19 protein-coding genes are annotated in these 26169 nt (G+C 61.6%); 4 read left to right on the plus strand and 15 right to left on the minus strand.

Features of this window, described 5'->3' with window-relative positions; genetic code table 11:
• Positions 1–20 precede the first annotated feature (20 nt).
• The 4 genes from U5A67_RS04640 to U5A67_RS04655 all read right to left on the minus strand — a co-directional run bounded on the left by U5A67_RS04640 (position 21) and on the right by U5A67_RS04655 (position 5787).
• On the minus strand, positions 21–2204 hold the full coding sequence (locus U5A67_RS04640) for a hypothetical protein (RefSeq protein WP_321813397.1): 2184 nt from the start codon (positions 2202–2204) through the stop codon (positions 21–23).
• Positions 2205–2594: 390 nt separating this feature from the next.
• The gene (locus U5A67_RS04645) at positions 2595–4289 is read right to left on the minus strand and encodes a hypothetical protein (protein WP_321813238.1); all 1695 of its coding nucleotides are present in this window, start codon (positions 4287–4289) and stop codon (positions 2595–2597) included.
• A gap of 3 nt (positions 4290–4292) precedes the next feature.
• A complete protein-coding gene (locus tag U5A67_RS04650) occupies positions 4293–5135 on the minus strand; it encodes a hypothetical protein (protein WP_321813239.1) in 843 nt (280 codons plus the stop codon).
• Between the two features lie 151 nt (positions 5136–5286).
• Complete coding sequence (locus U5A67_RS04655; protein WP_321813240.1) at positions 5287–5787, minus strand: hypothetical protein; 501 nt, start codon at positions 5785–5787, stop codon at positions 5287–5289.
• Positions 5788–6355: 568 nt separating this feature from the next.
• On the opposite strand from U5A67_RS04655, the gene U5A67_RS04660 reads away from it, so the two are divergent.
• Genes U5A67_RS04660 through U5A67_RS04670 form a run of 3 tightly spaced genes read left to right on the plus strand, consistent with a single transcriptional unit; the run spans position 6356 to position 9477 of the window.
• Positions 6356–7441 carry an acyltransferase family protein gene (locus tag U5A67_RS04660; RefSeq protein ID WP_205982350.1) on the plus strand — a complete coding sequence of 362 codons (1086 nt, stop codon included), beginning with the start codon at positions 6356–6358 and terminating at the stop codon, positions 7439–7441.
• 43 nt (positions 7442–7484) lie between these two features.
• Entirely contained in the window at positions 7485–8528 is a 1044-nt protein-coding gene (gene gmd / locus U5A67_RS04665) for a GDP-mannose 4,6-dehydratase (protein ID WP_321813241.1), read from the plus strand.
• The gene (locus U5A67_RS04670) at positions 8515–9477 is read left to right on the plus strand and encodes an SDR family NAD(P)-dependent oxidoreductase (RefSeq protein WP_321813242.1); all 963 of its coding nucleotides are present in this window, start codon (positions 8515–8517) and stop codon (positions 9475–9477) included. Before gmd ends, U5A67_RS04670 begins: the two co-directional genes overlap by 14 nt.
• Positions 9478–9552: 75 nt before the next feature.
• Here U5A67_RS04670 and U5A67_RS04675 read toward each other — a convergent pair whose 3' ends face one another.
• The 10 genes from U5A67_RS04675 to U5A67_RS04720 form a co-directional block, all read right to left on the minus strand.
• Complete coding sequence (locus U5A67_RS04675) at positions 9553–10710, minus strand: glycosyltransferase family 4 protein (protein ID WP_321813243.1); 1158 nt, start codon at positions 10708–10710, stop codon at positions 9553–9555.
• A 52-nt stretch (positions 10711–10762) separates the two neighbouring features.
• The gene (locus U5A67_RS04680; RefSeq protein WP_205982346.1) at positions 10763–11995 is read right to left on the minus strand and encodes a glycosyltransferase family 4 protein; all 1233 of its coding nucleotides are present in this window, start codon (positions 11993–11995) and stop codon (positions 10763–10765) included.
• Positions 11992–13422: a glucose-6-phosphate isomerase gene (locus U5A67_RS04685; RefSeq protein WP_321813398.1), complete on the minus strand. Its 1431-nt coding sequence runs from the start codon at positions 13420–13422 to the stop codon at positions 11992–11994. Before U5A67_RS04685 ends, U5A67_RS04680 begins: the two co-directional genes overlap by 4 nt.
• A 92-nt stretch (positions 13423–13514) precedes the next feature.
• Entirely contained in the window at positions 13515–14666 is a 1152-nt protein-coding gene (locus U5A67_RS04690; protein ID WP_321813244.1) for a glycosyltransferase family 4 protein, read from the minus strand.
• Between the two features lie 36 nt (positions 14667–14702).
• Positions 14703–15629 carry a glycosyltransferase family 2 protein gene (locus tag U5A67_RS04695; RefSeq protein WP_205982344.1) on the minus strand — a complete coding sequence of 309 codons (927 nt, stop codon included), beginning with the start codon at positions 15627–15629 and terminating at the stop codon, positions 14703–14705.
• A gap of 17 nt (positions 15630–15646) precedes the next feature.
• Positions 15647–17875, minus strand: coding sequence for a polysaccharide biosynthesis tyrosine autokinase (locus tag U5A67_RS04700; protein ID WP_321813245.1), 2229 nt, complete (start codon positions 17873–17875; stop codon positions 15647–15649).
• A 51-nt stretch (positions 17876–17926) separates the two neighbouring features.
• Positions 17927–19099, minus strand: coding sequence for a polysaccharide biosynthesis/export family protein (locus tag U5A67_RS04705; RefSeq protein WP_205982342.1), 1173 nt, complete (start codon positions 19097–19099; stop codon positions 17927–17929).
• On the minus strand, positions 19096–19545 hold the full coding sequence (locus U5A67_RS04710; RefSeq protein ID WP_205982341.1) for a low molecular weight protein-tyrosine-phosphatase: 450 nt from the start codon (positions 19543–19545) through the stop codon (positions 19096–19098). The genes U5A67_RS04705 and U5A67_RS04710 overlap by 4 nt, the downstream gene beginning before the upstream one ends.
• Positions 19546–19585: 40 nt before the next feature.
• Positions 19586–21016 (minus strand): UDP-glucose/GDP-mannose dehydrogenase family protein, encoded by a 1431-nt coding sequence (locus U5A67_RS04715; protein ID WP_321813246.1) that lies wholly within the window; start codon positions 21014–21016, stop codon positions 19586–19588.
• Between the two features lie 87 nt (positions 21017–21103).
• The gene (locus U5A67_RS04720; RefSeq protein ID WP_205982339.1) at positions 21104–22483 is read right to left on the minus strand and encodes an undecaprenyl-phosphate glucose phosphotransferase; all 1380 of its coding nucleotides are present in this window, start codon (positions 22481–22483) and stop codon (positions 21104–21106) included.
• 492 nt (positions 22484–22975) lie between these two features.
• Between U5A67_RS04720 and U5A67_RS04725 the strand changes: the two genes are divergently transcribed.
• Positions 22976–24505, plus strand: a complete 1530-nt coding sequence (locus tag U5A67_RS04725) for a mannose-1-phosphate guanylyltransferase/mannose-6-phosphate isomerase (protein ID WP_321813247.1) — start codon at positions 22976–22978, stop codon at positions 24503–24505.
• 221 nt (positions 24506–24726) lie between these two features.
• On the opposite strand, the gene U5A67_RS04730 is transcribed toward U5A67_RS04725, so the two are convergent.
• Positions 24727–25899 (minus strand): transposase, encoded by a 1173-nt coding sequence (locus tag U5A67_RS04730; protein ID WP_321813248.1) that lies wholly within the window; start codon positions 25897–25899, stop codon positions 24727–24729.
• Positions 25900–26169: the final 270 nt, after the last annotated feature.

Genomic DNA, 26169 nt, shown 5'->3' on the forward strand with positions numbered 1-26169 from the left:
GATCGAACCGATCAAGCCGATCAAGCCGGCTTCCAGCGGTACATGAGCACCTTGCCGCGCGCGTCTTCCTCTACGAAGATCAGGTACTCGCCGTTGGGCTGGCGATGCGCCGTGATACCGAACGGCACGTCCACCCACCCCGACGTATTGCCCACCTCCGCGCCGGGGCCGAACGTCCCGACCTCCTTCGCGGACTCCTTGTCGAACACGTGGACGCCACCCGCAGGCTCCACCACGAAGATGTAGCGGCCTTCCACCGTGAGGCCTGCAGGCGTCACCGGCGGCTTCGCTTTCGGATCCCACGGCAAGCGCAGCACATAGCGCTGCTCGGGATGGCCGCTCGTCCATTTGTCGTAACGCACCAGCACGCGGCCGGCCTCTTTCCAGAAGCCGGGATCATGCGGCGCATCGGCCGTATAGCCGGTCACGTAAAGCGAATCGGTTTCTGGTTCGTAGATCGCGCGATGCACTTCGGTGAACGGTGCGGGAATGTCGTATTTGTCGAGCTTGTCGTAGCTGTAGATCGGATTGCCCTTCGCATCGAGCCCGCCAAAACGCCAGCGCCAGATACCTTTTTCGTCGCGTGCACGCCAGATATCGCCGCGCGTATCGATCCACCAACCCCAGCCGCCGCCCAGCTTTTCGCGGCCGGGATTGCGCGTGAACTCGTCGCTATCGAAAGCGCCGTTACCGTTCGTATCGCGCCAGATCCAGTCGCCGCCCGGCGGCGCATTCGGCACGTGCAGCACCGGGCGCTCGCGGCCCGCGAGGAAACCCGCGGGAATCGCCACCTCGCCGTCACGCTGCGCATCGAAGCGATAGATCTTCAAATGGTCCGCATACATGTCCGTGAGGAACAGGAACGTATGGCCATTCAGGGATCGCGCAGTCGGCAGGCCCGGCCATTGATCCGTGTGAAAAACCGGATCATCGGGATATTTGAACCGGTTCGACAGGAATCCTGCATATTTCCAGTCCTGTCCCGGCGGCTTCGAAAGATCGAGTTCGAAACGCTTGTTGCCGGTATAAACGCTATTGGGCCGCGCCGGGTCCACCCAGGCGCCGTCCACGAACAACAGGCCTTCCAGATTCCAGAGACGCTTGCCGGCCGGCGTATAGCTTTCGAGCGTCGCGCCCAGCCCCGCACCGATGGTGTCGTGCTTCGGCCCAATACCATTAGTGGAGACGTAGATATTGCCCTTGGCATCCGTGCCTACGCCGGTCAGGCCATTAAAGCGGCCAGGGCCCGGACGGCCCGGCACGCCCGAGAAAATGCCGCCGCGCTCGCCCAGGGTGCCGCCTGGCGTATAGCCCTTGCCATTGCGGGCGTAGATCAGGATCTGCTGGCGCGGGCCGTTGTCGGCGACGAGAATGCGCTGCGCAGGATCGACCGCGAGATCGACGGCCATTGAATCGGCGGGCAGATCGAACGTCTCGCCAAGCGGCTTGCCATCGGCGGAATAATGCGCGACGCGCGGCGCGCGATCGGTCGCGGTACCCGTGAGCACCCAGAGCGTACCGTCGCCAGCGATCGCGATGCGGCCCGGCTCGTGCACGTCGAATTGCGACTTGCGCTGCATCGAGCTGGCGTCGTAGATCTCGATGCGGTTCATCGCCGTGTTGCTCACATAGAGCAGCGCATCGGTCGCGGCGAGGCCACCGATGCCATTTTGCGTGCCAGTCGGCACATCGGCGATCTTGAGGAAAGCACCGGCCAGCTGCGCATGCGGATTAAGCGGCTGAGGCGACGCCTGGAAGGCCGCAGCGCGCTTGGGCTCATCCAACGGCCTGCGCGTGATGCCGAACCACTGGCGGCCCTTATCCGGCCAGATACCGCCGCCCACCAGATGCCCCTTCTCGTTACCTACACCCACCGCCGCATACAGATAGCGATGATTGACGGCCACGGCGTTGCCGCCTTGCCCGCCCCAGCCATGCGTGCCGCCGGCGAAGCCCAGCGCCTTGCCGTCCTGATACGCACTGATCTCGCCACCGCTCTCGTCCCACGGCGCGTTCGCGTAAACCTTGCCTTCCGGCGTAACGGCAATCGCGGTAACGTTGATCTGCATCCAAGTGCCCTGACCGTAACCATAGGTGTTACCGATCCACGAGGTCGTGACATTGAGTTGCGGCGCGGCGATGGTCTGCACCGACGAGGTACAGACGAACGCACTCAGCGCGGCGAACGCCAGCGTCCTGCGCATACGGCGGTCGGGAATCGGAAACGACAAGGCAATCCCTCCGGGTTGACGGCAATCTGGCTGGATCATGCCGTACATTCCCGAAGAAAAATGACCCCACAAAATCCGAAAATAATTCAAAAAAATTCAATGTTTATTGGCGCTTACGGTGTGTGGTGCGCCAATAAGCGCAACGCGTTAAATCATGTGCGAAATGTGAATCGCCGATGGCAACGGTGGTGCAAATGACGCGATACGCATGGCGAGAAATGCAGCAGCGGTCGCCATTGGTGCATCGACGACCGCATGAGGACGATTGCGCGAAAGCAGGAATTAATTGCCTTACGCGCGACGTGCTCCTTGAATTAAAGAGGCACTATTTGCCGCCTCTTGAAGTGGCCCTAATCGAAGAAATCAGCCCTTCTTCGCTGATGCGGACGAATCGAAAGGAATCGGATTCGCCATATAGGCATTGAGTTTGTTACGCACCCAGGGCTCGGGATTTCCGATTGCCGAGACAATCCCCGTAGTCGATCCGCCGCCGAGCAGCACCGCGAAAATTCCGCACAATGGAAAATCGCCATAGGCGGGGTTGGTCATATCGAACGGTTCGGAGCGGATATACATATCCTGTGCCGTTTCGCCCATATACGACTGCGCTTCAGCAGGAAACTGCAGCGCGAGGATATTGGCGTTGACGTTGTGATAATCGGACCCAATCGCGGAATCGCCGAGAATATAACTGCCGCCCGTGCCCCAGTGCTGGCCTTCGAAATCGACAGGTATGACATCTGTTGTATTCGGCGTGCGACTCGACGGAATCTGCCAGGGCATGACAGGAAGCTTGAGCGCACGACTCATCGCGGCGCAGAAGTCGAAATAACGCGACCATTCAAGCGGGCCGTAGCAGTAGTGATTCATATAGCCGCGCTGTTCGTAGTCGTCGGCTTCATAGCGGTCGATGGCGAGAAAATTCGGCGCATAAGGAGGGTTATAGGCACCGACGCTGACGATATAGTCGGCCGTCGACTTCGCTTTGTCGGCTGGATCGCCACTGCTGTCGTAGATCCACTCCGAGTCACCCGTATCCCACAGATTGATTTGCCAGCCAAACGTCGCCCACGGCGCTACGATGTGGGTGAGCCAATTCACCGCCATAACATAGCCTGCAATGTTGTCCTCGATCTCCGGCGGAATGGTTACGGTCATATTCCAGTGAGTCAGCGCTTCTTGAAGCGGCACACGGACTGGCATGCCATAGTCCGGGCCGAGATTGGCCTGCTGGCAGGTGCCCAGAAAATCCGGATTGACGATGACTCCCGCAGGCACGGGATGTTCCTCGTCCAGATAAGCGCCTGCGGTGTTAAGCGTGAGAATGTAGTTGGCAAAACTATGCGCGTGCGCGTCGGAATCAGCGAGCACAGATTCCGGGTTGCCACCAGACAGATTGCAGGTGTAGCAGATGGGCACAGGCAGCACGTTCTGCGGCGTACCGGCTGCGAGCAAATCCTGTTCGACCTGGCGTGCCAGGTCCATGAGCGATTTTGTCTGCACATCGGCCGTTTCATACGTGCCGGAATCTCCCGCACCGTCGACACCCGCGTAGACGAAGATCGAACTGGCCCGCGCAGAGGTGAAATCGGTCGCGTTGCTCTTGACAAGATCCGTGCACCCACCGAACGAAAGAAACGACGGAAAGCCCTTGACGTTCAGATTCGCGGACGCGGAAATCGACACATTCAGCGTCGCGCTGCCATCGGCGGACACGATGAATTGCGCGGGCACTTCAACGTCGTAGACGATCCCCGCATCGATAAAGTCCGCGGCATCCACCGTATAGCTATCGGGCTTGACCGGGACGCTGAACGCCGTGCTTTGGGTCACAGTCCGGAATGACTGCGAATAGCTCATGCTACTGCTCACGATACGAATCACCAGGCTATCGGAGACTGCGCTGGAAACCTGCATGTCGATCGGCACGTTGACGAATCCGGTCGTGTCGACAGGCGCGGTCGTGACATTCGCATCGCTGATCGTGACGGTCTGAAGGCTGTTGGCCAGCGAAACCGGCGGCACGTCGAACGTGTAGCTTACGTTGTTCACCGTCATGGGCTACACGGTGATCACTGCCGTACCCGATGCAGGGAGCTTACGCAACGACGTTACGCTGCCAGGACTGGCGCTAAAAGAAGCCAGCACAGTACCGGAGCCCTGATCGGTGACGGTCACGGCCAGCGTTTCGTTGGCGAGTCCCTGCAGATCGCCGATCGATACGTCTAGCGCAGAGTAATACTGAACGGTATCGAAAACCACCGAGACATCGGAAGTCTGGCCGATGGCGACATCCACTTCCGGAGGAGCAACCACCACTGGCGCGATGACCGTCTGGTCATCCGTGCTGAGATCGCTCGCCGTGATCTGATAGGTTCCCTGCGCCATTGATAAGGAAACCGAATTATTATAGGCAATAGAATAGGTACTGGAACTGCTACCCTGCGAAAACGTCAATTGCACCGTTATACCTTCCAGCGCCGGATCGGGGCATGCCGCACAAGTCACGACCACCGTGCCATTGACAGCCGGAGGTGCATCGGCGCCGAACACAAACGAATCGAGCCATTCGGCCGTATCCTGGGTGAGGTCACCGTTCACGCCAATCGTGATCTGATCGCTCGGGCGCAATGTATAGGCCTCTGTGAACGGAATGTTGGCGTCGACCGTGTACGTATTGTCGCCCAATGCGGTGGAGCTCGCCGTGACTGGGCCGGTTACCCACGTCGAAAATTGCGGCGTAATGTCACCCGCGCTCACCGTCCCCGGCACATGGAAATTCATCGCCAGGTAAGTGTTGATGTTGACGGACGTTTCATCGTCGTTTCGGATATTCGAAACGATGATCTCGCCATACCATTGGCTTGCGCCGCTCGCCACTACTGCGTCGTAGATGATGCTCATGATAGCCCTCGCGAATGGCCTCGCCTGTGGGCTCAGCCATCTCTGGTAGAAGAAACAGGTTTCGCTGAAAAATCCCGTAAAACGTGTGATTTCTTCGATAGACCTCCTCGCCATAGCATGTCGAATGCGTTGGCTGTTCCGCTGAATCCGCTCAATCCTCTTCGGAATTTCCGCGCCATTGAAAGGGCGACTCATTGGCAAAGAGCTGCCTGCCCTGTAGCGGCTCCCCTATTCGCTCACGCTGCCGCTGCGAGACCGGCAGATCAATGGCGGAAATTGGCGAAACATCGGCGCCCAGAATGATGAATTCCACCCACCGGCTCGCGCTCCCGGTCAGGTTCCCATACAGGCCCAGCCTGATTTCATCGCTCGCCTGCAACGTATATGGCCAGTTCACCGGCACGATCGCATTGACGTCGTACGTGCCGTCGCCTGTTGCCTTGTTCGCCGTGGTGATATCGCCGATCACCGATTGCGCGAATGCCGGCGAGATTCCCATTGGACTCACCACCGCCGGAGAAGAAAAATTGATCGACAGATACGATTTCAGCGTAATCGGATGTCCGTCACCGAATCGCATGTTCGAGATAACGATCGTTCCATACCATTTGTTCGAACGATCATCGATCTTTGCGTCGTAGATGATGTACATGGCCAAAGCTCCAGACAGTATTCACAGCCCAGGTTGATCGATTGCTTCATGCTAGATAAAGCCCGAAAAAAGCCAATGGAAGATCCCTTCGCATCAGCGAATCTATTTATCGGCGATTGGAAAATAGCTTTAACGATTTCAGTGATTAATTTCAAACGTCAAGAACCACGCTTCATTTATAGACCGATTTAATCAGAACAATCGTAAACTGCACTTATATTTGATAACCGTCAAAGATAAATCGTAGATAAAGCGCAAATCTGACAGCCATCCTCATTGACAAGTAGGAAAAACCAGGACTCGAAATGCAAATTCGATTTAACCGAATCTGCCAGTCGAAACGCCAGGCAAACGGGCGGCCCACGCGGTCGCCAGCGCACTCCTCGCGCCGCCTCTCCCTCCCAACAGGCAATTCTTTCCGCCCCTATTCCAAACTTACCGATTCCCGGGACATCGGCACGCGATTCATTTTGAGAATTTACAAGTCGATATATTTCGGACTTTTTGCCCAATAAATTCTTTCTAGAATCGTCTGGACTATGCATGCATGAAATCCACCGGATAGCCGATGACCGTCAACAGCCTGACCAGCGCGCCACCCCAACATTCGCACCGTATCGTCCAGCTCGACGGCATGCGTGCATTCGCCGTGCTTGCCGTGTTCGCACAACACGCCTTGCGCGCGCCGCTCTGGATGGGTGTCGATTTATTTTTCGTGCTAAGCGGTTTCCTGATCACCGGCATCCTGCTGGAGCGTAAAGCGCGCGGGCAATCGTATTTCAGCTACTTTTATGCGCGCCGTGTGCGCCGCATCCTGCCGCCGTACATTTTGCTGATGATCGTTTCATCGCTGCTATTCGGCTTCGGTTGGGCGCATTACTGGCCGTGGTATGCATTCTTCGCCACGAATATCGGCGATGCGCTCGGTCAGAGCGGCCACGACAGCCTCAATATTCTCTGGTCGCTAGCGGTCGAAGAGCAGTTCTATATTTTCTGGCCCTTCGTGGTGCTGTTACTGCCGCAACGCTGGCTTGCCGTGGTGGCCGCCTCGCTGATCGTTATCGTGCCGGTGCTACGCGCGATCGCTACGCCGTGGTTCGCCACCTATTGGCCGATCTATTACCTCACCCCGTTCCGCATGGACCTGCTTGCGGCAGGCGCCCTGCTCGCCGTGCTCGTGCGCCGCGACCGCAACGCGCTGGAGCCGTTCAAGATTCCTGCTGCCATCCTGTTTTTCGCCGCGCTTGCCGTGCTGGCCTGGCTGCATCTGCATTACCCGCGTTTTCGCGGCATGAACACGCCGCTCTCGAATGCACTGCTTTATAGCGTCTCGCTCGTGCTTTGCACGTCGGCGGTCGTGGTTGCGCTGCAATCGAAGGGTTGGGTCAAGCGCCTGCTCTGCAATCCGGTGCTCGTCTATATCGGCACCATCAGCTACACGATCTATCTGATTCACCTCACGATTCTTTACGCAGTATGGCCGCTTCATTACAGCCGTCCCGTGAGCGCGGCCATCGCACTCACCCTCACGCTCGTCTATGCAAGCGCAAGCTGGTTTCTTTTCGAAAAGCGTCTCACGCGCGGCCCGAGCCATCGCATCGCTGCCGGCGCCACTGTGCGCAACAGCGTGAGCGCAACCAGCTCGCAGTCCTGAAAGACCGATTCCCTATCACGTTCGCTACTTCAAAGGCCTACACATGAACGAACGACGCAAAGCGATCATTACCGGCGTATCCGGCCAGGACGGCGCATATCTGACCAAGCTGCTGCTCGACAAGGGCTATCAGGTGGTCGGCACTTATCGACGCACCAGTTCGGTTAACTTCTGGCGCATGAACGAACTCGGCGTCACCGATCATCCTTCGCTCGAACTCGTCGAGCACGATCTCACCGATGCAGGTTCGACGCTGCGTCTGCTCGAACGCGCGCAAGCCGGCGAAATCTATAACCTCGCCGCACAAAGCTTCGTGGGCGTGTCGTTCGATCAACCCGTCACCACCGCCGAAGTCACCGGTATCGGCGCGCTCAATCTGCTCGAAGCGATTCGCGTGGTGAATCCGCGTATGCGCTTTTATCAGGCGTCCACGTCCGAAATGTTCGGCAAGGTGCAAGCGGTTCCGCAGCGCGAAGACACGCCGTTTTATCCGCGCAGCCCGTACGGTATTTCCAAGCTTTTCGCGCACTGGTCGACCGTCAATTACCGCGAGTCTTACGATATCTTTGCGACCAGCGGCATTCTGTTCAATCACGAATCGCCGCTGCGTGGCCGCGAATTCGTCACGCGCAAGATTACCGACACGGTCGCCAAGATCAAACTCGGCAAGGCCAACGTGCTGGAACTCGGCAATCTCGACGCCAAACGCGACTGGGGCTATGCTTCCGAATACGTCGAAGGCATGTGGCGTATGCTGCAGGCCAGCGACCCGGATACTTATGTGCTGGCAACCGGCCGCACTGAAACGGTGCGCGATTTCGTGACGATGGCTTTCGCAGCCGCTGGCTTCCAGCTCGAATGGTCGGGCCGTGGCGAGCGCGAAACCGGCGTCGATATTTCCACGGGCCGTACGCTGGTGCGCGTCAGCCCGCGTTTTTACCGCCCCGCCGAAGTCGATCTGCTGATCGGCAACGCCGACAAGGCGCGCAGCAAGCTCGGCTGGGAACCGCAAACCTCGCTAGAACAGCTTTGCCAGATGATGGTGACAGCCGATCTGGCACGCAACGAACGACATGACACGTTCTGATCCTTCCAGCGCGGCGCCAGCGCCGCGCGCCCTGATTACCGGCGTCAACGGCTTCACGGGGCGCTATATGGCGGCGCACCTTGCGGCCGACGGCTATCGCGTATGGGGCACCGTGCGCGCGGGCGAGACCATCGCCGCGAATGAGTTGCAGGGCGTCGTCACGCCTCTCGCCGCCGATCTGCTCGATCGCGAGGCGCTGGCGCACGCGGTCGAAACAGCACGGCCCGACGTCGTGGTCCATCTCGCGGCCATCGCCAATGTCGCCGATGGCGATGTCGCGCGCACTTACGTCGTCAACGTGGTGGGCACGCGCAATCTGCTGGAGACCGTCGCGCAGCAGCAGCATGTGCCGCGCGCCGTGCTGATCGCCAGCAGCGCAAACGTCTACGGCAACGTCACGCCCGGCATGATCGACGAAACCGTTGCCCCGCAACCGGCCAACGATTACGCGGTCAGCAAGCTCGCGATGGAATACGTGGCGAAGCGTTGGAACGCGCAATTGCCGCTGGTGATCGCGCGTCCGTTCAATTACACGGGCGTGGGCCAGAGCACGGACTTTCTGCTGCCGAAGATCGTCGAGCATTACGCGCGCGGCGATCGTACGATCTCACTCGGCAATATCGATGTGAGCCGCGATTTTTCCGATGTGCGCGATGTCGTCGATGCTTACGCAAGACTCATCGCCGTGGCGCCGCGTGGCAAGACCGTGAATGTCTGCTCGGGTACGGGCTGGACGCTCGGCGAAATTCTCGCTTCGCTCGCGCGGATTGCGGGCTATTCGATCGAGGTGAAGATCGATCCGCGTTTTGTGCGTGCGAATGAAGTGCGCCATCTGGTCGGTTCGAATGCGAAACTGCGCACGCTCATTGGCGAAAGCGAACGCCGGTCTATCGAGGAAACGCTGCGCTGGATGTACGAGGACGCACGCAAACGGCTTGGTAAAACCTGAAGAATCCGTTTTGAGAATCTGCAAAATCAATCGCCGCTCTTTCGAGCGGCGATTTCGTTTTAGCGCACGATAAACTCAATGCGCGGCAATCGCTTCGGCATAAACATCGGCCACGCGTTTTGCAATCACGGCATTGTCGAAATGCTCGCGTGCGTAGGCTTTGCACGCCGCTTCATCCGGTAGTTTGATGCGGCCTGAAAGCGCGGCGTCGATGCCTTCGGCAATCGCGGCCGCGCCAGTTTCCGGCAACACCAGATCCGGCGACAGACCCGCCACCGCTTCCGGCAAACCGCCCACCGGCGTCACCAGCACCGGCGTGCCGGCGGAAAGCGATTCCACCGTAATCAGCCCGAAGCCTTCGAGCGCGACCGTGGGCACCACGCTCAACGTGGCGGCGCGATACAGCGAAGGCAGATGCGCGTCGGGCACGAAGCCCAGCAACTTGACGTTATCCGTGAGACCCGCTTCGTCGATACGCTGTTGCAGCTCCCCTTCCAGACGCCCGCGCCCCGCGATCAGCAGCAGAATATCCGGGTGGCGCTGCTTGACCTGCTTGACCGCGTCGATCAGATCTTCCAGTCCCATGCGCCGCACGAGGCGGCGCACAGCCAGAATGATCGGGCGATTCTGCGGCAATTGCAGACGCAGACGCGCCTCGCCCTGGGAGCAGGCCGGATCGAAATGGGCCGTATCCACGCAACCGGGCACGATACGCACGCGATCGGGCGAGATCGCATAGCGCTTCGTGAGAATGTCGCCGAATGCTTTCGACAGCACGATGAGTCGCGACGATCGTTCGTACACCGATTGTTCGAGCGAATGCTTGATGCGCTGACTCAGCGTGGCGGCGCCTTCGACAAAGCTCTCGTCGGCCCACGGTCCCTGAAAATGCGAGACCTGCGGAATGCCGCGCGTAACGTCGAGACCCGGAAAGGTGTACAGCGCGAAGTGCGAGGAAATGACGTCCGGACGATGGCGACGGATTTCGCTGCGCAACGCACGGCGCGCGTCCATCAGGCGGAACGGCAACGCGCGTGCCGCCGAGCCGAAGCCCTGGATCGCGCCGCCACTGTCTTCGGCCACCTTCGGCGAGCCGGCCACGACGCCGCGTACGTGTACGCCGGCACCGGGCAACGCGCCCACCAGCGAGTAATACATGCGATCGAGGCCACCAGCACGCTCGGGGAACCAGTGCATGCCGATCTGTAGCGAATGGATGGATTGTTTCGTCATCGCGATTCCTTGTTGTGCAACTTGTTATGCAGCCATCGAGGCGAATAACGGATTAAGTCGTCTCTGCGCGCGGCAGCGACTGGCCGCCCGAAAGCGGCGCGAGTGCGGGCGTCGCGGGTTCGGCGTAGGCATCGCTGCGCACTGTCGCGCCCGCGTCGCCCGCCAGCTCGCGATAGAGCGCGATGTATTGCGCAGCCATCCGCGCCCAGCCGAAGCGGCAGGCGAGTTCCGCCGCCGCTGCGCCCATCGCGACGCGGCGTGGCGTATCGTCGGCGAGTTGCTGGATCGCTCCGGCGAGCGCTTTCGCGTCGTCCGGGTCTTCGAGCACGATGCCGCAATCGGGCGTGATGATTTCCGCGCCGCCTGCCGTGCGCGCGGTCACGACCGGCAAGCCCGCCGCCATCGCTTCCAGCAGCGAAAGACTCATTGCTTCGTAGCGCGAAGGAAAGACGTAGCTATCGACACTGCGCATCAACACTGGCATTTCACGCACGAGGCCGAGAAAATGCACGCGCGAAGCAATGCCGAGTTCGCGCGACATTTCCGGGTACGGACTGCCCGGCAGATAACCGGCCACCGCCAGATGTACATGCTCGGGCAATTGCTTGAGCGCATGCAGCACCGTGCCCAGGTTTTTGCGCGGCGTGCGCAGATCGCCCACGAACAGCAGCAGGAATTTATCGGCGGGAAGATTGAATTTCTCGCGATCCGAATCCGCACCGGAGAAACCACGCGTATCCACGCCGTTATAGATCACGTCGAGCCGTTCGAGCGGATCGCCGCCCGAAGCGAGAATTTCATCGGCGACCTTGCGCGATACCGCTGCGATCACACGCGAGCGCCGGTACGCCCAGCGCTCCAGCACCGCGTTCACGCGCGTATAGACGAACTGATACGCCGACCAGACGCCGCGGGTCAGCCCGAACGGGTAATACTTGCTGCGCCCCCAGCCGCCGTGTACGAAGTGCGCGGTATTGACATCGGCTTGCGCCCACGTAATGAAGCCATTCACGTGCAGCACGTCGTATTCGCTGCGATGGCTTTTGAGCCAGAGCGCACTCTTGAGCGCGAACACCTGTTGACGCAACAGGTTGGTCGGCCAAAGTTTCGAAGGTTGCACGCGCACCCATTTCACCTTGGGATGCGCCAGCAGTTCCGGCGCGACGTGCGAAGCCACCAGCGTGACCTCGAACCCTTCGTCGAGCGCCGCGCGCGCGATTTCGTGGTTGACGCGCCCCTGGCCGTCGTTATGGCGCACCACATGCGTGACGATTGCGACTCTCAATCGGAGACCTCCGTAGTCGGGGTAATGTCTGGAGCACGGACGCTGGCCTGGCGCCGCGTCATCTTGCGCCAGTGCCCCGCGCTGAGAATGGAAAAAACACTGGAAAACAGCAGCAGACCGCCCGTGCCCACCAGCGAATTGGTGAACACCAGCATCGCGAAGATCGACACCATCAGGCTCAGACATGCGCACACGTAGCGGTCTTCCCGCATGCGCAGCGACTGGCGCACGGCGCGCGCGATCAACCACAGCACGCCCGCCATATACATCAGCGTGCCGGGCCAGCCGAGCACGAACGGAATGTTCATCACGCCGCTGTCGAAACTGCCGTACTGGCCGAGCTGGCCGTTGCTGCTGGAAAGCTTGGTCGATGCGCCGGTTGCGCCCAGGCCCTCGCCCGTCACGTCGGTGAAGGCGGTCTTGGCGAAATCGGCGTAGAACTGGTTACGCGCCTCGTAGCTCTGGTCGTCGCTCAGGTTCACGAGCGTGTTCAGGCGCTGCTGCATGCGGTCGGCCACCGGCCCGAAGGTCAGCAGCGGCACGCAGATGCCCGCAAGCACAAACGCGCTGACGATAATGCGCAAGCGCACCTTGTTGCTCGACTTCATCAGCTGGATCACCATGGCGATGGCCCAGCCGCCCCAGGTCGAGCGCACCAGCGACAGCGCGAACGAGAAGAAGCCGAACGCCGCCGCGATCCAGCGCACGCGATGTTTCGCGGCCATCACCAGCACCATCGCGCCCATCATCGCGAAGGCAAACGGACCCGACGAATTCATCGTGCTGAATACGCGCACGCCCAGCGGCACGGGGTCGCCCTGCGAATTCATGTCCGAGCCGATCATCCACATCGCGTCCCACGGCGGCATGATGAAGAACTGGATCAGCCCATAGGCGCCCATCACGAACATGCCGTAGATAAAGGTGTTGACGATGGTGTCGCGGCATTCTTCGTACTGGCGCGTGAGCACCATGATGTGAAAGCCGATCAGCAGCGGATAAACCCAGTTCGCCAGATCGAATACGGCAGCGGCCGGACCGTTGCCTACCACGCCCACGACAAAGCCATAGCCGATGCCGAGCAAGGCCAGCAGCAGCGGCAAACCACGACGCTGCGCGAGTACCGGGTAATAGCGCAGCAGCGAAAGCCCGCTGATCATCGTCACCGCGAGCGGCGCGACCTGAATCAGGCTGGTGGGCGTGAAGCCGCCTTTGCCGTAATCGGCGAGACGGCGCACTTCGGGGCTCAGAAACCAGAGCCACCACATGAAGCCCACATAGCGCACCGGGTTCACGAAATAAAGCCACAGTCCCGTGGCGATGGCCAGCACCGGAAACGCCAGCGTCAGCACCGTGCCCTGGTGCGCGAGGATCAGCAGGCCCGTGAAAGTCCACAGCGCGATCACCGGCAGCGTATCGCGGCCCATCGCGCGGCGCAGGCCGGATTTCGTCGCGGCTGGCGCGCCCGCGGGCGTGGCGGAAGGCATCGAAGCCGGAATGGTGGACGGCACACGCATGATCACATCCCGCGCGGCATCTGGCCGGTTGCACCGGCTGCCACGTTGGCGCGCGCGGCGCTTTCGGTACGCGGATCGCGTTCGAGCATCATCTCGCGCGTGAGTTGCGCATGCTGGCGCGCGAAGTTCTCGGTGGTGAGATCGCGCGTGCGCAGTTGCTCGCAGGCCTCGCGCGCCTGTGCGAGCGTGCGTGCCGGATCGTCCACGAGCGCATTCACGGCTTCGCGCAACTGGTCGGCGTTGAAGGGCTCGACGTAGAAGGCGGCGTTATCGTCGAAGTAATCGTCGAGCGCGCCCACCTTCGTGACGATCATCGGCTTGCCGAGCGCCGCCGCTTCCAGCATCACGGTAATACCGGAAGCATGCGTATTCGGGCGCAGCGGCACGACGATGATATCGGCCCAGTCATACAGCGCGTGTTGCTGCTGGATGCCGGAAACACGCACGATTTCCACGTTCGCGGCGCGCGCCGAAGCGGGCATGCGGCGACGCGTGGCAATGCGCACCTCATAGCGCGGATCGTCGCGCAAGGCGGCGACGAGCGTGGTCCAGTCGCGGTCGCGATCGTTGCCGATCGCCGCCACGCGCACGGGCGTATGCGGCTTCCAGTGCGACGGCGGACAAAGCGGAAAGTCGAAGGTATTCAGCCCGTAGAGCAAGGGCGTGGCGGCGCGGCCGAAATAGTCCTTGCAGAGCGCGGCATTCTCGCTCGCGAGCGTGGTCAGGCGGTCGGCACGGGCCAGCAGACGCTTGTAGAAGGCCCGGCGCAGCGCGCCATAGCCTTGCCAGCGGTCGAGCAGCCACACGCTCTGCGCGAGCAGCAGCGGGCGCGCCCCGCCCTTTTTCGCCTGCATCAGCAACACCAGCGCGACCGCCAGATGCTCCTGTTCCGTATGCGTCCAGATCACGTCCGATTGCAGCATCGCGTGACGGTTGCGCCAGGCGTGAACCAGATCGAAGCCGAGCGCGGCTTTCAAGGCGCGGCGCGCAAAACGCACCGGCTTGCCTTCGCGCACGTCCTTGGCGTAATTGAGCGCGAATTCCGCAGATTCCGCGTGATGGTAGCCGTAGAGGCAACCGATGTTCTCGCCCTTGCGATAGTGGCGTGGATCGGCGCCGTAAAACAGGTGCACGTGGACTGTCGTACTACTCATTCGGGGTCCTCCGTAATGTCGTGTGCGGGGCGTTCGTCAGGCGATGGCGCGGCGAGCTTCGCGTGCGCCGCCGCGCACCGCGCGCCAGCGTGCGAATGCGGCCCCGGCGGAACCCGAACGCACGGCGCTCAGGCCGGTATGCAGCAGCCCCGGATAAACACGCGTGCCGATCAGCGCCCACCACCACCACGCCGTTTCGCGATGCATCGGCTCGAGGTGAGCGCGCAGAATCAGATGGAAGTTGTAGGCGGCATTGCGGATCGAAGCGAGCGTCTGCGCATTGCGCGGATCTTCGCCAGGACGCGGCGCAGGATAGTGATCGACGGCCACGAGCGGGTCATAGACAAGCTTCCATCCAGCACGCTTCACGCCCATGCTGAAGGCCATGTCGTTATGCGTCTGCGCACCGGTGCCGCGCAGGCGGCGGTCAAACCGCAGATCGCCGATCGCCGCACGCAGATAGCTCATATTCGCGCCCTTGAGCAGATCGACTTCACGCGCCTTGCCCACGCCCAGATGATGATTGCCGACAATGCGCCCGGAGCGCTGTACGCGCCCCACCAGCGCCCGCTCGCCATCGAGCACGCGGCCTTCTTCATGCACCCAGTCGCGCCCGCCCAGCGCGCCCAGCAGCGCATCCGATTCGAAATGCGCAGCGATGCGCGCGACCCAATCGGGATGCGGCGCGGCGTCGTCGTCGGTGATGGCGATCACGTCGCCCGTCGCGGCTTCGATACCGCGATTGAGCGCGGCCACCTGGCCGGGTTCTTCGACCGTTGCGACCTCTACGTTCAGCACGCGGGGCGTCACGTGTCCCGCGAGGCACGCGTGTGTGGCTTCGTCGTCGGGACGCGCCACCACTACGATCTGGTCGGGCGCACGCTGCTGGCACAGCAGCGCGGAAAGGCAGCGCGCCAGATCGTCAGGACGCCGATACGTCGGCACAAGCACGGTCACTTTCATCGCGTGTTCCCTCTTCATCAGGCGCTCAGATATTCCTGCACGGCGCTGTAGCCATAGCCGTAGCTGCCGCGTGCTCGTGCCGGCACACCGTTGAACACGCCGCCCGTCACGCGCACGCCTGTATTGCGCAGGCGCTTGAGCGTATCGGCGATCTCGCCTTCGGTATGCATGCCCGAACGCAGCACGAGGAAGGTCGAACCCGCATGACCGCCGATGATGGCGGCGTCGGTCACGGCCAGCACCGGCGGCGTGTCGATCAGCAGCACGTCGTAGCGCAGCGCGAGACCTTCCAGATACTGGCCAAGACGCGGCGACATCAGCAGCTCGGACGGATTGGGCGGACGACGGCCGCACGAGATGAAGTGCAGGTTATCCACTTCGGTCGCACGAATGGCCTCGTCCAGAGAGATCTGCCCCGAGAGCAGTTCGGAAAAGCCGCTGTCCTGCGGCCCGCCCAGATAGCGCTCGAGCGCGCCACGGCGCATGTCGCCGTCGATCATCAGCACGCGCTTGCCCGAGTGCGCCAGCAGCACCGCGAGATTCGCGGTCAGGAAACTCTTGCCGACGCCCGGCACGGAACCGGTGATCGCCACCACATGATTGCGCGCATCCATCACGCTGAACTGCAGCGACGTGCGCAGCGAACGCAGGCTTTCGACCGTGAGGTCTTTCGGCGCCGCATTAGCCAGCACTTCACGCAGACGCGTGCCGCCACGCACCGGCGCGCGCTTTTCCAGCACGGCCTGTTCCGTCGAGAGCGGCACGAGACCATAAACCGGCAGCTGGAAATTGCGCTCGATGACGTCCGGGTCGACGATGCCCTTGAACATGTTCCGGCGCATCAGCACAAAGCCCGTGCCGAGAATCAGGCCCAGCATCGCCGCCGCCGAAACGATCAGCAGCTTCTTGGGCTTCGACGGCTTGCCCGGGCGCATCGCCGGATCGACGATATGCACATTGCCGCCCGTGCCCACGCGCTGCACCGAAAGCTCCTGAATACGGTTGAGCAGCAGCACGTAGATGTCTTCCGCCACCTTCGCGTCGCGCTGCAGCTGCACGGCCTTTACTTCGGTCGCCGGCAGATCGCGGAACTTGGTGTCGTACTTGGCGCGCTCGCCCTGCAGTTGCGCAAGCTGCTGGCGCGCGGCGATCAGCACCGGATGCTGGTCGCCAAAGCGCTGTTGCAGCGAAGCGATCTGCAATTGCAGCGCCGAAATCTGCTGCTCGTATTGCACGCTGCCGTCGAGGTAGATCTTTGCTTCGTCGCTGGCGTTGATCGAACCCGACTTGCTTTGATACGCAGTCAGCGCGGCTTCGGCGTTTTCGAGGTCCGACTTCAGGCGCGGCTGTTCGCTGCGCAGGAAGTCGAGCATCTTGCTCGCATCGGCCTGCTTGGTGGCGACGTGCTCGCGCAGATACGACTGCGCCACGGCGTTGGCCACCTGCGCGGCGCGATCCGGATCGGTGTCTTCGAGCGAGATGTCGATCACACCGGTCTGCTTGCCCTGCTCCTGCACCTTCACGGCGTTCTGGAAGCCCATCACGGCGTCCAGATCGTTCATGCGTACCACCGAGAAGCGCGTGCCCGGGCGTGCCTTCAGATCGCTCACCAGCATCGTCACGCCGCCGCCCTGGGCCTGCTGGCCAACCGTGCCTTCGACCAGACGGCCGCCGTCCGGGCCCGAGATCACATAGCGATTTCCGTCGAGCGCCGTGAGCGTGAGCTTCTTGCCTTCCAGTTCGGGCGCGACTTCGATCGAATCCACATTGGCGACTTCGCCGCCCCATGCATACGAACCCAGGCCGAACCACGGACGCGACGGCGTACCCGGCGTCGCCAGACGCGCGGCCAGGCTGCCGACCACCGGCAAGGTCACCGGCGCGACCGAGAAGTTCAGCTTGAACTGCTTGACGACCGGTTCGAGCACGCTGCGGCTCTGGATCATCTGGATTTCGGCGTCGGTCGGCAGGGAGCCCTGCTGACCGCTCGTGATGTTGGCGCCCGACTGCGTCTGCGTCAGCGCCTGCGAGGTGTAGTCAGCCTGTTCGACGCGCACCTGCGTGTCCGCCGTATAGACCGGCTTGGCGACGTAGCAGTAGAACACGGCGCAGCCGACTACGACCGCCGCGATCGCGATGAGCCAGCCGATGTCGTCGATGATGACGCGCAGCAACTGGCCGAGGACAACGTCCTCTTCCTCTGTGCGGGCCGCCGGGGCCGCCTGACTGTTGGCTTGAATGCTCACGTTTCGATCCCGTTTTAAATCGTGTTGCGTGGGAGGAAAGACCTCACGCCCTTAACGCGTGATCTGCTTCAGGTAGAAGACCGTCTGAACCGTTGGCAGGATCTGCTGCAGCAAGCGGTTGAAGGTCGTCGAGGCCGCCGTACCGACATACACGACATCCATCGGCTTCAACTGGAATTGCGACGACAGCATGATCGCGTCCGGCTTCGTCATATCGAGTCGATAGATCTCCGGCTCGCTCGGGTTGTCCTTCATGCCGCGCATCACGAAGATCTGACGCGGATTCGCATCGGTATCCAGCACGCCGCCAGCCGAGGTCAACGCATCGGCGATGGTCAACTTGCCGCGGATCATGCCGGTCTGGATCGGCGTCTTAACTTCGCCCATCACAAATACTCTGCTATCCGAACGATCCGGCACATTGATGATGTCGCCGTCCTGCAGCATGACGTTCTGCGTCGCGTCGCCCGAATCGAGCATGCGGTTCGCGTCGAGCACATAGAGCTTGCCGTTGCGCGTGAGGCGCACGCGGTTGATATCGGCGTTGTCGGTCGAGCCGCCCGAACGCGTGATCGCGTCGACCAGCGACAGCGGCACGTCGCTCATGGAGAGCGGGCCCGGCGTCTTCACGTCGCCGGTCACCTGGATTTTCTGGCTGCGGTAGGCGAGCACACGCACGTCCACCTGCGGATTCTTGATGTACGGCCCGAGCCCCGAAGAAAGTTGATCGCGCAACTGTCCCGCGGTCTTGCCCGCGGCCATCACGCGGCCCACGAACGGGAAATAGATCGTGCCGTCCTTCGCCACGGTCTGCCCATATGGGTCGGACTGGCCGGACAGCGCATTGGTATACGGCTGCGTGAGCGCCTGCCCCACGGTCTGCGTGGTATTGCCGCCCTGCGAGAACGTCGAGCCTTGCGGCGTCGAGAGTTCCGGGTGGTCGTAGACGGTCACGCCGAGAATGTCCTGCGGCGCGATGTGATAGACGTAATCGGCCGCATTGGCGTATTTCGCCGGCGGCAGATCGACGTGCACGCCAGCCGCTTCCTGCGCCTGACGCATCACCAGTTGCGAGTCGATCAGATGCACGTCGTACTGCTTTTGCGGCTGGTTACTCGGCTGTTCCTTGAGACTGGACGTATCGAGGTAATTACCGGGCGCGGTCGAGCACGCGGAAACAAAGGCGCCTAGCGCCAGCACGCTCATCAGCTTGAGTTTAGTCATTGGCATATTCGGCTCAGCCATCCCTTAATCAGACGATCCATCAACTCCAGACTCTCGCGATACGTGGCCTCATCGAGACCATGCGGATCGGCGACGTCCGAGTTCTCCCAATTGCCGAGCGCGTACACCTTGCCGCGCGCGGTCGGTTCAATGCGCTCGACCGCGGAGACCTGGTGGCGCTCCGTGACCAGCACGAGGTCGGCCTGACGCACGAGACGGCTGGTGAGCCGGCGCGAGCGATGCTCGCCCACTTCGACACCGCGCTCGGCGAGCAGGCGTTGCATGACCGGGTCCATGTCCACGCCTTCCAGCGCGCGCAGACCGGCCGAATGAACTTCGCCTGAATGCTCGGCTACCCGCTCGCGAAGATGCGCGCGGAACAATTGTTCCGCCGCGGGCGAGCGGCAGACGTTTGCGTGGCAAACGATCAATACGTCGTTGAACATGGCCTGGATACTCCTCGTTTTACTGCCTGATTCAGCCGCGTTACGCCGTGACCTGCGAAGGCGACTTCGATTGGGTCGCGGCTTCGGCACGCGCGCGGCTCGCCTGCGTGGCGCTCGCGCGGCCCACGGCGTGATATTCGATGCCCATTTCCTGCAGCGAAAGCGGCTCGTAGAGATTGCGTCCATCGAACACGATGGGCGTTTTCAACTGGGCCTTGAGCGTTTCGAAATCCGGCGCCTTGAACACCTTCCATTCGGTGGCGACCACCAGCGCGTCGGCGCCGTTGGCCGCGTCCATCGCATCGTCGACATACACGAGTCGTTCGAGCTGTTCGGGCGTCTTGTGCAGATCCATCTCCAGCACGCGCTGCGCTTCCTTGATCGCGACCGGATCGTAGGCCTGGATGCGTGCGCCGCGCGCCAGCAGTTCGGCGATCAGCGCGCGGCTGGGCGCTTCGCGCATATCGTCGGTATTCGGCTTGAAAGCCAGGCCCCACAGGCCGAACGTGCGGCCCGTGAGATCCGAACCGAAGCGCGTGACGATCTTCTGGGCCAGCACCTGCTTCTGGATTTCGTTCACGGCTTCCACGGCGCGCAGAATCTGCAGCGGCTCGCCGAAATCTTCAGCAGTCCGCATGAGTGCCTTGACGTCCTTCGGGAAACAGGAACCGCCATAACCGCAGCCGGCATAAAGAAAGTCGTAGCCGATACGCGGGTCCGAACCGATACCGCGGCGCACGGCCTCGATATCCGCGCCCACGCGATCGGCCAGATTCGCCAGTTCGTTCATGAACGAAATACGCGTGGCGAGCATCGCGTTGGCCGCGTACTTGGTGAATTCGGCCGAATGCACGTCCATATACAACGTGCGTTCGTGATTGCGATTGAACGGCGCATAGAGGCGCTTCATCAGTTCGCGGGCGCGCTCGCCCGGCACGTCTTCGTCGCACCCCAGCACGATGCGGTCGGGACGCGCGAAATCGTCCACGGCGGCACCCTCTTTCAGGAACTCGGGATTCGAGACCACCGAGAACATGTGATCCTCGCCGCGCTTGCGCAATTCGGATGCAATGGCGTCGCGCACCAGCGCTGCCGTGCCCACCGGTACCGTCGATTTATCGACGATGACCTTGAAGCCGTTCATCAGGCGGCCGATATTGCGCGCGGCCGTCAGCACGTATTGCAGATCGGCCGAGCCGTCTTCGTCGGGCGGCGTGCCCACGGCGATGAACTGCACGTCGCCGTGCGCGACGGCCGCTTCCACATCGGTCGAGAACGTCAGACGGCGCGCGCGCACGTTGCGTTCGATGATTTCCTTCAGGCCCGGCTCGTGAATCGGCACGACGCCCTGATTGAGCAGGTCGATCTTGCGCTGGTCCACGTCGAGACAGAACACGTCGTTGCCGATGTCGGCCAGACACGCGCCTGTCACGAGACCCACATAACCGCTGCCAATGATCGTCAGATTCATGCCTACCTCAAATGTGATTGCCTGTTGGTGTCGACCAGGGCCGCGGCCACTTGCGCATGCCGCGCGCCTGGTAAGCTCAATTCATGTTCAGTACGCGTTCTGCCCGGCGAAGCCTTTCCACATCGTCATCGCGACGATGCGCAGATCGAGCGCGAAGCTCCAGTGCTGCATGTAATGCAGATCGAAACGCACGCGGTCGCGCATCTTCTCCACGCGGTCCGTTTCGCCGCGAAAGCCGTTGACCTGAGCCCAGCCGGTGATGCCGGGCTTGATGCGATAGCGCGCCATATAGCCGCGCACGAGATCCTTGTAGATGTCGTCGTGCGCCAGTGCATGCGGACGCGGCCCCACGACCGACATCTCGCCCTTGAGCACGTTGATGAACTGCGGCAGTTCGTCGAGGCTCGTGCGGCGCAGGAAGGCGCCCACACGCGTCACGCGCGGATCGTTGCGGCGCGCCTGCGTGACCTGCCCCGAAACTTCCGCATGAACCTTCATCGAGCGGAACTTGTAAATCTCGAACTCATTGCCATCGAGGCCTTTGCGGCGCTGCCGGAAAAACACCGGGCCCCTCGACGTGATCTTGATCGCCAGGCCGATCAGCGCGAAAAGCGGCGTCAGCGCGAGCAAGGCCGATCCTGCAAACAGGATGTCGAATACCCGCTTGGGCAGCACGCTCAGATCCGTCACCGGCGAAGCCGCGAGATTGATCGCCGGCACGCCCAGCAGATCGACCACCGGCTGGCTGAAAAACGAGAGGCTGCGCACATCCGGGATAAAGCGGATGTTCACGAAATCGTTGCGCATGGCCATGACGATGCGATGAATCGTGCGCTCTTTCGTGATCGGCAGAGCCAGCCACAGTTCGCGGACATCGTGCTCGCGCACGAATTCCAGCATCGCCTGCAGGTTGCGCTCGACTGGCACGCCTTCCAGATGGGCATCGCCATCCGCGTCGCTGTCTTCGTCGTACACGAGTGCCGGATGAAAGCCCGCTTCCGGGCGGCTCTTCATCTGCTCGACCAGAAAGCGCGCATAGCGCGGGCCGCCCACCACGGCAACCGCCTTCACGTTGTAGCCCTCGCGGCGCAGGCTGCGCAGCACCATATGCACGAGCGACTTCGAAATAATCAGGAGTGCGACCGAGGCCACGACCCAATACGCGAGCCAGATACGCGAAAGCGAATCGGCCCGGTGCACGCTGAAGCTCAGCAGAATGCCCGTGCATTCGACCGCGATCCACGCAGCGCACACACGCGCCGCCAGCACGTAGAGCGATTTGCCGCGCCACGACTGGTAGATGCCGAAGGCGGGAAACATCCAGATCGCCAGCAGACAGTTGAAAGCGAGCGCCACGCTCTCCGCGTCGGAAAGCGTGGCGAACCGTCCGTGGTGCAGGGCGGCCGCAAGCAGCGCGCCGGCGGCGATGGCGGCAACATCGATAATTCTGGCTAGAACGCTCAGCATGTCCGGCACCTCGGTTGAAAAAAATGAATTGCAGCCACGCGCTTTGCATCATGGCTGCCGCTACAGGAATCTGGGAATGACACCGGGATTACCCCGGCGCTGATAAAGCTGATCCGAATAAACCCTAATAAAGCGCTATAAAAATTGCGAGCGCAAGGTCAAAAAGTATCTCCAAATGTTTCGATGCTAACGACCTATTTTTTCGCTGATTTTTTCGGCAACGATTGCCAGAATGTCCGCCAGACAAGCTTTCCAGACTTGATGCGATGCGGCAAAAATTGCCGGATCGGACACAAAACCTTCTGATTTATTTCGTAACACATTCGTGTCATCGACTATTTTTCTTTTTATTTTTATCCCGCCCCATTCAGGATGAATCGGAATTGATTAATTTAATCCGAATATTTTCGCTTTTCTTCTTTACTGCGCTTTTTATTGCGATTTTAAGCATGCTACAAATCGCAGAACCGAAACCCCTTTCAGGAGAGCGAGATGACGGATACGGGTTCCGCAACGGCCCAGGCACGCGCGGCTCAACAAGCCACTACGCGCGGCGATGCACGCAACGCGCTGCAGGTCTGCCCGGTTGTGCTGGCCGGCGGCGCAGGTTCGCGGCTATGGCCACTGTCCCGCGAGCAGTACCCGAAGCAGATGATCAACCTCGTAGGCGAGCGATCGCTGCTCGCGGATACGGCGGGCAGGCTCGATGCCCTCGCCGAGCGCGTGACGCTCGCGGACAAGCTGATGATCGTCTGCAACGAAGAGCACCGCTTCACCACCGCCGATCAGGTTCGCGCAGCGGGCAAGGAAGCCCGTCTGATTCTCGAACCGCTTGCACGCGATACGGCACCGGCGCTGACCATCGCAGCCCTGTCCGTGACGGCAGCGCAGCAGGACGGCATCCTCGTGGTGATGCCCGCCGACCACGCCCTCGCCGATCTCGACGCCTTCCAGGCCGCTGTGACGGATGGCGTGCGTCACGCGGCCAACGGCCAGATCGTCACGATGGGCATCGTGCCCACGCATGCAGAAACGGGTTACGGCTACATTCACGTGGGCGAGCCGCTGGGCGCGGAAGAACCGAACGGCGCGCGACGTCTCAATGGTTTCGTCGAAAAGCCTTATATCGAACTGGCCCAGCAATACGTGGCATCGCAGCGCTACTGGTGGAACAGCGGCATCTTTATCGTGCGCGCTTCCACGTGGCTCAAGGCGATTCGCCACTTCCAGCCGGCGATTTACGATGCCTGCGCGGCGGCTGTCGAACACGGCAAGGCCGATGGCGATTTTTTCCGTGTGGACCCCGAAGCATTTTCCCGTTCGCCGTCGAATTCGATCGACTATGCCGTGATGGAACCGCTTTCGGGCGATACCACGGTGGCAAGCGGCGTGGTCGTGCCGCTTACTGCGGGCTGGACCGATCTGGGTTCCTGGGACACCGTCTGGCAGGTCGCGCCGAAAGACGAAACGGGTAACGTGGCGCGCGGCGAAGTCATCTTCGAGGGCGCAACCGATACCTTCGTGCACTCGGATTCCCGCCTGGTCGCCTGTCTGGGTACGGAAAATCTCGTGGTGGTCGAAACGGCGGACGCGGTTCTCGTGGCCGACCGTTCACGCGCCCAGGATGTGAAGAAAATCGTTCAGCGCCTGAAATCCGAGCGCCGCAGCGAAGCCGTCGCGCACCGCCTCGTGCATCGTCCGTGGGGTCATTACGATAGCGTCGATAGCGGCGAGCGTTTCCAGGTCAAGCGCATCGTGGTCGAACCGGGCGCGCGCCTGTCGCTGCAGATGCATCACCATCGCGCCGAGCATTGGGTGGTCGTGCGCGGCACGGCGCTGGTGACGCGCGGCGAGGAACGCTTCATCGTTTCGGAAAACGAATCGGCGTATATCCCGCTGGGCGTGGCGCATCGACTGGAAAATCCTGGCAAGATGCCGCTCGAGATCATCGAGGTGCAGTCGGGCTCGTACCTCGGCGAGGACGACATCGTGCGTCTGGACGATCAGTACGGCCGGCAGTAACAGCAGGCAAGAACTGCAACGCTCGGGCCCACGCGGGCTCGAGCGGTTTGACGGATAAGAACGAACGGAGACACCACGGCTCGCGCCGCAACGGAAAATAGCGAAGCAATGCATCGCTTTCCGGTTGACGGCGTGCCTGGGCAAAAAAGATGAAGCGGGAAAAGCGTTTGACGGACAGCGTGAAAGCAGACTTAACAGCGGCCGATACTGCTGGCCGGCGCTCAGTTCAGATGTGTTCTGTAACGCGAAGCGTGCGGATGACGGTCGGCGCCCGCGTTGGACGTGCTGTCGCGCGCCTCGCCGGTGCGCAGCGTGCTGCTGGTATAGCGTTGCATGGGCGCATGGCGAACGCTGGCCGCCACACTGGCGGTGGCGAGACCGGGCGTCGCAACGGGCATGGCGCGCGTTACCACGTCGTGACCGGCGCGCGCGAGCGAAACGCCTGGATCGTTGCTATCCGGGGCATCCGTATCGGCACCACCACTGCTCGCCTGCGTGCCTTCGCGCTCGATCCACTGACGCGCCCAGTCGAACGCGAAATGGCGCGCCTCGTCGGCATCGTCGAAGGCCGGGCCGATCAGACCCGAACGCTCCACGCGCTTGTCGTCCTTGAGGATTTCCACCGCTGCGCGATACATGCCGCGTTGCGAGCGATTGCGCGCCGCTTCCAGATTCAGATGGATCACGTAGCCACGCCATTCGGCGATCTGCGCGAGATCGAGTTCGCTATCGGCGGCCTCGAATTTTTCCTCGGGCACGACCGTGCGAGCCACGGGCTTCGCACTCACACGCGCGGCGTGAGCGCTGGAATCGGCCTGCGGCGGCACCATGGACGAGCCCTGCCCCGGCTTCGCAGCCGTGCGATGCTGGGCCTGCGACAAGGCCTCGTCCAGACGCGCGAGCTGGCGCGTCATGCTCTCGATGGGATTGGCCACGGGGCTGCCCGCCAGCGGCGCATCGGCCAGCGATGCGGGCGCCTGCCAGGCTTCCGGGCTTTTCCAGTAGACGGCGGGCAGACCGTCGTCGTCGGTCACTTCTTCGACCACAACGGCTACCGCCGCCGCGGGCTGCGCGCTCGCGACGGCCTGCGCCTGAGCGGGCTCGGGCACATAGACAAAGCTGCGGCCGCGCTGCGTGAGCAGTTGCACCAGCTCGAGCAGCGTGCCGCTGACGTGCCAGTCCTCGAAACGGCGGCGGCAAGTCGGTCCGGACGGATAACGTGCGGGCAGGCGCGACCAGGACTCACCGGTCGTCAAGATCCACAGCACGGCATTCGCCACGACGCGCGGCTCCGCACGCGGGCGGCCGCGGCGGTTCAAACGTATAGGCGGTTCATCGGATACGAGCGAGGACACTACCATCCACTCCTCGTCGCTCAGTTCTTCGAAATTCATGCTTTTCTCCACGCAGCCGGACCGGGGCTGCAGTGACGGAGCTCGCTCGCGGATCTTGCTGTCCGCGTGGGCGTGCTCGGTTGCACCATATGTTTATATGACTTGTTCATTTACGTCACCGACTGCACTTTGGCAGTGCGTGTGTTCACGGTATTGACGCAAAGAACGTGGTCTCACTCGTGCAAGGGAGAATTTGTGCAGGAAGCATACCACCTGAAACCAGCCGATGAGGAGGGCCGTAATAAGTGTTACGGTTAGAAACAAAGTCAC

Source organism: Paraburkholderia sp. J69-1 (assembly GCF_905220255.1).
Lineage (GTDB): Bacteria > Pseudomonadota > Gammaproteobacteria > Burkholderiales > Burkholderiaceae > Paraburkholderia.